Annotated in this window: 11 protein-coding genes; all 11 read right to left on the bottom strand. The window is 39.3% G+C overall.

All coding sequences use genetic code 11. The features are described from left to right. Positions 1-244: 244 nt before the first annotated feature. Entirely contained in the window at positions 245-1540 is a 1296-nt protein-coding gene (locus JCM9140_RS12540; RefSeq protein WP_034746916.1) for an amidohydrolase family protein, read from the bottom strand. 61 nt (positions 1541-1601) lie between these two features. Beyond that, a complete protein-coding gene (locus JCM9140_RS12535; protein ID WP_034746913.1) occupies positions 1602-2186 on the bottom strand; it encodes a DUF1510 family protein in 585 nt (194 codons plus the stop codon). A 167-nt stretch (positions 2187-2353) separates the two neighbouring features. Further along, complete coding sequence (gene greA, locus JCM9140_RS12530) at positions 2354-2830, bottom strand: transcription elongation factor GreA (protein WP_034746910.1); 477 nt, start codon at positions 2828-2830, stop codon at positions 2354-2356. A gap of 125 nt (positions 2831-2955) precedes the next feature. Beyond that, positions 2956-3591, bottom strand: coding sequence for a uridine kinase (udk, locus tag JCM9140_RS12525; RefSeq protein ID WP_034746907.1), 636 nt, complete (start codon positions 3589-3591; stop codon positions 2956-2958). Beyond that, on the bottom strand, positions 3591-4853 hold the full coding sequence (locus tag JCM9140_RS12520) for a peptidase U32 family protein (RefSeq protein WP_034746904.1): 1263 nt from the start codon (positions 4851-4853) through the stop codon (positions 3591-3593). Before JCM9140_RS12520 ends, udk begins: the two co-directional genes overlap by 1 nt. 16 nt (positions 4854-4869) lie before the next feature. Continuing rightward, positions 4870-5799, bottom strand: coding sequence for a peptidase U32 family protein (locus JCM9140_RS12515; RefSeq protein WP_034746929.1), 930 nt, complete (start codon positions 5797-5799; stop codon positions 4870-4872). A 14-nt stretch (positions 5800-5813) separates the two neighbouring features. Further along, positions 5814-6452 carry an O-methyltransferase gene (locus JCM9140_RS12510; RefSeq protein WP_034746901.1) on the bottom strand — a complete coding sequence of 213 codons (639 nt, stop codon included), beginning with the start codon at positions 6450-6452 and terminating at the stop codon, positions 5814-5816. A 78-nt stretch (positions 6453-6530) separates the two neighbouring features. Continuing rightward, on the bottom strand, positions 6531-7691 hold the full coding sequence (gene mltG / locus JCM9140_RS12505) for an endolytic transglycosylase MltG (RefSeq protein WP_034746898.1): 1161 nt from the start codon (positions 7689-7691) through the stop codon (positions 6531-6533). Between the two features lie 202 nt (positions 7692-7893). After that, positions 7894-8184 carry a DUF1292 domain-containing protein gene (locus JCM9140_RS12500; RefSeq protein ID WP_034746926.1) on the bottom strand — a complete coding sequence of 97 codons (291 nt, stop codon included), beginning with the start codon at positions 8182-8184 and terminating at the stop codon, positions 7894-7896. A gap of 25 nt (positions 8185-8209) precedes the next feature. Next, positions 8210-8629 carry a Holliday junction resolvase RuvX gene (gene ruvX, locus JCM9140_RS12495; protein ID WP_034746896.1) on the bottom strand — a complete coding sequence of 140 codons (420 nt, stop codon included), beginning with the start codon at positions 8627-8629 and terminating at the stop codon, positions 8210-8212. After that, a complete protein-coding gene (locus JCM9140_RS12490; RefSeq protein ID WP_034746893.1) occupies positions 8626-8898 on the bottom strand; it encodes an IreB family regulatory phosphoprotein in 273 nt (90 codons plus the stop codon). Before JCM9140_RS12490 ends, ruvX begins: the two co-directional genes overlap by 4 nt. Positions 8899-8975: the final 77 nt, after the last annotated feature.

Below are 8975 nucleotides of genomic sequence, written 5' to 3'. Positions count from 1 at the left end.
AGACTCCTGCGGGAGCAGTGACCCACGTGTGAGACCCCGCAGGCGACAGCCGAGGAGGCTCACCGGGCACCCGCGGAAAGCGTAGTGTCATTCTCCTGCGGCAGTTAGGCACTTTTTCAGTGGCCTCAAATAGAGGCTCGCCGCCTCCTTGCGGGCGCGAGCGAGTGGCTGCAGCGTAATGAAACGAACATGGGAAGAACACATAACCCATTAAAACAATAACAAAGTATACGAAAACAGCTTTTTACTGAAATTGTTGGACTAAACGATTTACTTCATAGAAGACTTTCTCTTCGTCAATTGTAACACACGTACTGTTCTTCACTACTTGTTTCCCTTGCACATAGACGTCTTTTACATCACGACCACTTCCGGAATAAACAAGATGTGAAATCGGATTATGAACCGGTTGATAAAAAGCTTGTTTCGTATCGATCACGATAAAGTCCGCTTCTTTTCCAACCTCTAAACTTCCAATTTGGTTATCTAACCAAATCGCCTCAGCTCCATGAATCGTCGCCATCTGCAAAGCTTTTTCCGCTGGAATGAGGGTTGCATCATTACGCACTCCTTTAAAGAGAAGCGCAGCCTGTTTAATTTCTTCAAAAAAATCCAAGTTATTATTAGAAGCAGAACTATCCGTTCCAAGTGATACGGTAATGCCTTTGTTCAACATTTCAGGAACTGGGGCTACTCCACTTGCTAATTTTAAATTGCTTATGATGTTATTAGACACTTTTACATCATACTCTGCTAAAATATCCATTTCCCAATCTTCTACATGAACGGCATGAGCCACAAGTGTTGGCTGAGAGAAGACTCCTAATTTCTCTAAGTGCTTCACAGGACGTTCCCCATACTCTTTTTCATTTTGTGCGACTTCTGCAAGGGTCTCAGACATATGAATATGCATTGGCACCTGTAATTCAGACGCTTTCCCCACAATTTGCTCAATAAAGTCCGGTGTACACGTATACGGAGAATGAGGAGACATCATTGTTGTAATACGCCCATTGGCTTGATTGTTCCAATTTTTAGCGAAGGCCGAAGCTTCTTCTAGTTTGCTTTGACGTAACTCTTCACTACCAAAGCCAATCATTCCTCTACAAAGTCTTGCTCTAGCTCCTGATGCCTCTACTGCTTTAGCAACTTCATCCATGTTGTCATACATATCAACAAATGTGGTTGTACCTGTACGAAGCATTTCGATTAGAGATAAGTACGTTCCCCATTTGGCATGATCTTTTGTATATTGTGCCTCAATTGGCCACATTTTTTCTTCAAGCCATTGCTGCAGCGGAAGGTCATCTGCATACCCACGCAATAGTGACATCGATGCATGGCCATGTGTATTTACAAGCCCAGGTAAAACATAATCTCCATTCACATCTATCACTTCATCATACTTCTCCAAATCCGTTGGGATTTCTCCTACATATGTTAATTTTCCATTTTCAAAAGCTACCGCACCATTTTTATAAACCTGATTCATCTGATCCATCGTCATAATTGTTCCATTAATAAGTATTGTTTTTGACATGCTCCTACCCTTTCTCTAAAACCGTTTAGAAAGGCTGTCTATATGACAGCCCTTCTTCTTATTAGTTCAATCTATTTTTTTCTACTGGCATCCAGCCTTGCCCATCAACCCATTCAATAAACACTTCATAGCGTTCGCCTGAATTGTTTTTGTCACTTACTTCCCCACGAGCTCTCGTAGCTGAACCTCCATTGCCAAGCCACCAAATTTGTATATCAGAAAACCCAGTTGCCTGTTGAATCGCTCTTACCATCTCATTCCAGTTCGTACCATCACGTGTGAAGTCTGGAGTAAATTCACCTGTTTGTGCTGTTCCAACAGGGCTCCACTCTCCTTCTGGAACTTGTACCACTTCATCTTCTTCTAACTCTGACTCATCAACAGATTCGTCCTCTTCACGTATCTCTGACTCATTTTCGTTCGAATTGTCGTTTGATTCAATAGGGTCGGGAACCGATGGTGCTTCATTGTCCTCTATGTCACTTTGTTGCTCTTGATCTTCACTAACTGTTTCTTCGCTTTTTATCGAGCTGAAAAAAATTTGTACGGCCACTACAATAATAAGGATGGTTACGATTGCTATCGCCACATTTAGAATGCGATTGTTACGTTTCTTTTTGCGTTGGTCATAACGGTATCCTTGCATATTTCCACTCCCTTGTAACAAATCTCTTTGTCGTTATTATACAAGATCTTTCTAAAAAGAGCGAGATGTCCTTATTACAACGTTTTACACAATCAAAAAAGCTACTACATGAAAAAAGGAAAGAAGACTTTTGCCTCAATCCCTTATCATATAAGCAGCTTTATCTATTATTTAATATCTACAATCTTTATTTCCATTTCGCCACCTGGTGTATTAACGGAAACTTTATCATTAATGCCTCGTCCTAATAAACTTTGTGCCATAGGAGAGTCATTAGAAATTTTCCCTTCAGAAGGATCGGATTCCGCACTTCCTACAATGGTATATTCTTCTTCATCTCCATCTGGAAGTTCGATGAACCTAACTGTTTTTCCTAAAGAGACGACATTTGCAGCGCCTTCTTCTTCCTCAATCATGACTGCATTTCGAATCATTTTTTCTAATTGAGCAATACGTCCTTCTACGAAAGCTTGCTCTTCTTTTGCTGAATCATACTCGGAATTCTCAGAAAGGTCTCCAAAGCTACGTGCAATCTTTATCCGTTCAACGACTTCTTTACGTCGCTCCGTTTTCAGATACTCTAGTTCGTCTTCTAACTTTTTCTTCCCATCCATCGTCATATAATGCTTTTTCTCTTCTGCCATGTACTTTCACTCCTCATCTACTACGATCAATATAAAATAATTCCAGTTTATACATATGTAGACTAAAAACTCGGGTAGCCGAGTTTTTAATCATCTCATAACACATAGACCTGCTTCTTATGCTATTACAAAATCGCTTTCTCTTCAATAATTGTGCGAATTTTTGTTACCATTAGATCAATTGCGACACGATTCTGTCCACCCTCGGGTACAATGACATCGGCATATCGTTTTGTTGGCTCAATAAATTGTAAATGCATTGGCCTTACAATAGACGTATATTGATCGATGACAGATTGAATGGATCGACCACGTTCTTCTATATCTCTTACTAAACGGCGAATAATACGAATATCTGCATCAGCATCAACGAACAATTTGATATCCATCATATTCCTTAAACGTTCGTCTTCCAAAATCAAAATGCCTTCAACAATAATAACATCCTTTGGATCAATTGTGATCACATCATTTGATCTTGTATGAGCCTTATAATCATAGACAGGTTTATTAACTCCTTTTCCTTGAGAAAGCATCTGCAAGTGTTCTAATAGCAAATCGTTGTCGAATGCCAACGGATGATCATAATTTGTCTCAAGACGCTCCTCAAAGCTTAGATGACTTTGATCTTTATAATAGGCATCTTGCTCAATTAACACAATTGATTGTTCATTAAACTGATAGAAAATTTCTTTCGCTACCGTTGTTTTGCCAGATCCTGTTCCACCAGCAACCCCGATAACAATAGGCTTTTTTGACATTATCTAACCTCTTTACGCATCATGTTTTGCGGATATACTGCTTGATCTACTTTAAAGCGGACGATTTGAAGCGGGTGTCTTGCAGCATCAATTTCATTTCCCTCTTCATCCCAGATCGTTCCTACTTTTTGAATGAAGTTTGAAATTTCTGGGCCAAAAAATTCTACTTCATCTCCACTCTTAAAATGGTTACGTTGCTGCAATGTAACCATAGATGTCTCAGCATCATAGTCTAACACCAAACCTGCAAAATCATACTTTGTCCGTTTTGGATGTTTTCCATACATTTGTTCGTCAACTGTTGGAATACCTTCAAAAAATTGTGGAGCAAAATCACGATTTGCACATTTTTCAAGCTCGTCCAACCATGCTTTATCAATCTGGAAGTTATCAGGATCCGCACAGTAAGCATCAATCACTTTACGGTACACCGATGTAACTGTTGCAACATAGTGAATGGATTTCATACGTCCTTCCACCTTCAAGCTATCAATTCCAGCCTCAATCATTTTGGGAATCGCCTGAACGAGGTTTAAATCTTTTGGACTCATTGTATACTGAGGATCACCTTCCTCAAACAACGCTTTTTCGCCATTTTCATTTGTTTCAAATAAGTCATATTCCCAACGACAGGATTGACAGCACCCTCCTCTATTGGAGTCACGAGCCGTCATATGGTTACTTAATACACAACGACCTGAATAAGAAATGCACATCGCTCCATGAATGAACGCTTCAATCTCTATATCCACTTTCTTTTTCATTTCAAGCATTTCTTCAAGTCCAACTTCACGAGCTAACACCACTCGATGAAGACCTTCTTCTTTCCAGTACTTAACAGCAAGCCAGTTGCTTAATGATTGTTGTGTACTTAAATGAACCTCTACTTTAGGTGCAACACGTTTGCAAGTCTCAATTATGAGAGGATCCGCGACAATAATGCCTGTCACGCCCACCTCTTGAAGAGATTGTAAATATTCCTCAAGTCCGTCCATGTTCTCGTTATGTGCAAAAATATTTGTTGTTACATATATTTTCGCTCCATATTTATTCGCAAACTCTACTCCTTCTTTCATTTCCTCTATTGAAAAGTTATCTGCGTTTGAACGTAAACCAAACTCGCGTCCTCCAATAAACACAGCGTCAGCACCGTAATGCACCGCAACTTTTAACTTTTCTAAACTACCTGCTGGTGCCAACAGTTCCGGTTTTTTGGTAATAACTCGCTTTCCATCTTTTTTCGGTTCTGCAATAGTTGTCATTTTTTTACCTCCCTTCTTAATAAACCGTTTCTTTAAAGAAAAATCCGGTATCTATTTTTCGATTAGCTGGCTGAATCTCTTCTATCTTCTCAAGATATTCCTCTTTACGGTCCTCATAACGCTCACGATCGTTGGCACATAGGTCAATTGCTTCACGGTAAAGAGCTGTAACAGCCTCCATATAATCTGTTGATTTCAATAATCCATCGATTTTGAAGCAATCGATCTCAGCGTCGATCATCTCTTCTAACTCATCAATGATACAAATATCATTTGGACTCATAATATGTGTCCCATTTTCATCTTCGAAGATTGGGTAACGTGCATTGCGTTCTGGATCAAACAGATGCAAATTCCGCTGTTTATCACGTTTTTCAACGGCTAAATTTTTGCCTTGGAATTGCATATAGTTTCCAATTAACGTTCGTTTTGATTGGAACATACTTGTCATACCATGTACTTGTACCTCGACTTCGACCTCGGCATTTTCCTTGATTTCAACAATGGCGTCCATGCTGATCTCACGAGCTAGAACGGCACGCTTAGCCCCTTTACGCCCCCAATAATTAGCTGTAAACCAATTTGTCGCAGTTTGCTCTGTATTCCAATGCAGTTTCAAGTCTGGAGCAACTTCACGTACAGTCATTAAAACAGCCGGATCTCCAAATGTAACCCCATCGACCTGTACTTCATTTAGAAATTGAACATAATCAGCCAATTCATCAATTTTTTCATTATGAAAAAGAGCATTCATAGCAACATACACTTTTTTTCCTAAGTCATGAGCCATTTTTGTCGCTTCTTTTACGGCATCTCTTTTAAATTCTCCCGCTAAACGAAGTCCGTAACGTTCTTCCCCAATTACAATTGCGTCTGCACCTGCAGCAAACAATCGCTTCACTGCATCCAAATCTTTCGGTGTAACGAGTAATTCAGGTGTTTTCACCATTTTTCTTCCTCCTATTTCTTAATGCTAACAGCTAGTCCATCTCCCACTGGCAAAATTCTTGTCTCGTAGTCTGGATGTTTCATCAACCATTCATTATAAGTTTTTATCTTTGCTGCTATTTTTTGCAATCGTTTATTTTCTATGTCTTCTTCTGCAACTAATCCACGGAATAAGACATTATCTGAGTAAATTACACCACCATGTTTGACGTATTTCCCGTATAAATCGAAAAAACGTTGATACTGGCCTTTCGCGGCATCAATAAATAATACATCAAAAAGGGGTTCTGATTCAAGTGTTTGAGCCAAATCAAGTGCGTCTCCAAACGTTACTTGAATCTGATTGGTTAGTCCAAGTTCAACAATATTTCTTTTCGCTTCATGAAATCGTTCTTCATCTCTTTCGATTGTCACGATTTGAACGTCTGGCAATGCTTGTGCCATTCGAATAGCGGAATAGCCAATTGCTGCTCCTATTTCTAAAATTCGTTTGGGTTTTTGTAGCCTTAATTGTTGTAGAAGGCTTTCCATTCCAACTAAATCCATAATAGGCACTTGATTTTTTTTTGCATATTGTTCAATTTTCTCTACTAGTTCTCCACGTGTCGGAGTAAGGGATTTCAGGTAGTCTTCCACTTGATTATTGATCATCTTATTCTCTCCATTCTCATGTCTACGCCCATAAAAAAGAGGGTGTGTTTGTAAACACAGCCCCCTCATTTTCATACCCTAATCAGTTTGTTCCTCTTCTGCTTCTTGTGACTGTCCCTCAACCCACTCATCACGATATCTCAAACGAGCGGCATCATGTTCAGCGTACGTTTCTGTATAAATGACTTCCCCATTAAAACGGGCATAGAAAAACAAGTAATCTACTTCGTCCGGATTAAGAGCAGCCCTTATCGAATCTTTACCAGGGTTTGCAATAGGGCCTATTGGAATTCCTGTGTTTTGATACGTATTGTAAGGTGAGTCAATCTCTAACGCAGCATAACTAGTCATATATAGGTGTTCGCCATGTGCATAAGAAACCGTCGGATCTACTTGAAGCATCATATCACGATCTAAACGATTATATAGAACTCCAGAAATTAAGTAACGATCTTCTGACTTTTGAGCCTCTCTTTCAATAATCGAAGCGAGCGTCAAAATTTCATGAATACTATATTGACTTTCCTCTAAATCAGTCGAAAATTCATTTACTACATTTTGTGTTCCATTAAGCATCGCTTCCACAATGGTTTCGATAGACGGATTTTCGTCCATAAAATCATAGCGAGCAGGAAATAAATAGCCTTCTAATGCATAACGAATCTCATCATTTAAAATATCTTCTGTTAACATTGAGTATTGATCAATTAATGACTCGATATACTCTTCATTTGTTAAAACTTCCATAACTTCTTCTTCACTATGATCTGTTGCATTATCAATGATCTTCGCTACATCTTCCAACCAACGTCCCTCAGGAACAGTGAAAACGAGTTCTGGCTCTTGCATGACTTTACCTTCTTTTAACTCAGCAATAATCTCATCCATCGTCATGGCTGTTGATAGAGCATAATCTCCCGCTTGAAAACCAGATTCATTTTTGTAACGTACATAATACCGAAACATTGTTCCATTCCTAACCAAGCCTTCATCCTCTAAAATCGTGCCAATGTGATTAGCAGTTGACCCAATTGGAATGGTTACCTGTATTTCTTCTGGATTGTCCGAATCTATAGGACCTAACATATTAGTTAAATAAAAATAAGCACTTATAACAGAAATGATACCTATTACAAACAGTCCAATCAAACTAAAAAAAACAATCTTTCTCACAACACGAGCTTGCGAAACACGCTCTTCATACAATTCATTTCGTGGTTTTTCGTTGGAATTAGACATCATTCTCCTCCTTCCACCGTTTCATTATACCTACATTTCGACGAAAGTGAAAGAGAAAAAGCAGTACCCTGGTTTTGGGTACTGCTTTTTCTCGAAAAGTACCCTGGTTTTGGGTACTGCTTTTTCTCGAAAAGTACCCTGGTTTTGGGTACTGCTTTTTCTCGAAAAGTACCCTGGTTTTGGGTACTCCTTTAAGAGAATACTACTCTTCATCTTCTGGTTGAAACGTATTTAGCATTTCTTCAACCATGTCCCACTCTTCTTCCGTATCTACTGGGAACAAAGCAATATCATCTTCTTCCCCTTCACGATCTTCGTAGCGGAATGCAAATACTTCCACTTCTTCTTCGTCATCTTCCTCTGCTCCCACAGGAGTTACAAGGATGTATGATTTGTTCGTAGCATCGACATGGAATCGGAATAATTCATCAAAAAGATGCTCGTCCCCATTTTCATCTGGGATTACAATTCTTTCTTTTTCTTGTTCTGCCATCACTATTGCACCTCTTTGTTTTTGTTTAGGAACCTTTATGGTCAAGATAGCCTTGCAAAATCATGACCGCTGCCATCTTATCAATGACTTGCTTTCTTTTTTTACGTTTAACATCAGCAGATATAAGCATTTTTTCGGCTGCTACCGTCGTTAAACGCTCATCCCACATCTTTATCGTGCTCGAAACATATTCACTTAATTCGTCAGCAAATAATTGACTTCGCTCACCACTAGGCCCAATGGTTCCATTCATATTCTTAGGCATACCAATTACAATTGTGTCCACACCATGCTCTAAAACGAGTTCTGCAATTGCCTGATAGTCCTTTTTCTCTTCGTTTTCTTCACGCTTTATTGTGGTTAGCCCTTGAGCTGTCCATCCTAACTCATCACTCAAGGCAACACCTATTGTCTTTGTACCAACATCTAAACCAAGTGCTCTCATTCATTCTCCTTACGGTGCTGTGATAAATAGGATTTCACTAACTCTTCAATTAGTTCATCACGTTCTAACTTACGAATGAGTGTACGCGCATCTTTATGGCGCGGAATGTACGCTGGGTCTCCTGATAGTAAGTAGCCAACAATTTGGTTAATGGGGTTATAGCCTTTCTCCTCTAGTGACTCATATACAGAAAGGAGCACCTCTTGGACATCAACATCAACCGTATCATCATGAAAATTAAATTGCATCGTTTTGTCCATAGAGCTCATCACAAACACCTCTTTCATTCATTGTCATTTGACAAAACCTTCAATTTTTTGTCAAATGACTTGTCTATTTTCCATTG

Source organism: Halalkalibacter wakoensis JCM 9140 (assembly GCF_000513095.1).
Taxonomy (GTDB): domain Bacteria; phylum Bacillota; class Bacilli; order Bacillales; family Bacillaceae_D; genus Halalkalibacter; species Halalkalibacter wakoensis.
The sequence above is the reverse complement of the archived record's forward strand: the minus strand, read 5'-3'. Positions and strand labels throughout refer to the sequence as shown.

What these genes read in the sequence shown, in the direction of transcription:
- JCM9140_RS12540 (WP_034746916.1), bottom strand. Translation starts at nt 1,540, where the DNA reads ATGTCAAAAACAATACTTATTAATGGAACAATTATGACGATGGATCAG.
- JCM9140_RS12535 (WP_034746913.1), bottom strand. Translation starts at nt 2,186, where the DNA reads ATGCAAGGATACCGTTATGACCAACGCAAAAAGAAACGTAACAATCGC.
- greA (WP_034746910.1), bottom strand. Translation starts at nt 2,830, where the DNA reads ATGGCAGAAGAGAAAAAGCATTATATGACGATGGATGGGAAGAAAAAG.
- udk (WP_034746907.1), bottom strand. Translation starts at nt 3,591, where the DNA reads ATGTCAAAAAAGCCTATTGTTATCGGGGTTGCTGGTGGAACAGGATCT.
- JCM9140_RS12520 (WP_034746904.1), bottom strand. Translation starts at nt 4,853, where the DNA reads ATGACAACTATTGCAGAACCGAAAAAAGATGGAAAGCGAGTTATTACC.
- JCM9140_RS12510 (WP_034746901.1), bottom strand. Translation starts at nt 6,452, where the DNA reads ATGATCAATAATCAAGTGGAAGACTACCTGAAATCCCTTACTCCGACA.
- mltG (WP_034746898.1), bottom strand. Translation starts at nt 7,691, where the DNA reads ATGTCTAATTCCAACGAAAAACCACGAAATGAATTGTATGAAGAGCGT.
- JCM9140_RS12500 (WP_034746926.1), bottom strand. Translation starts at nt 8,184, where the DNA reads ATGGCAGAACAAGAAAAAGAAAGAATTGTAATCCCAGATGAAAATGGG.
- ruvX (WP_034746896.1), bottom strand. Translation starts at nt 8,629, where the DNA reads ATGAGAGCACTTGGTTTAGATGTTGGTACAAAGACAATAGGTGTTGCC.
- JCM9140_RS12490 (WP_034746893.1), bottom strand. Translation starts at nt 8,898, where the DNA reads ATGAGCTCTATGGACAAAACGATGCAATTTAATTTTCATGATGATACG.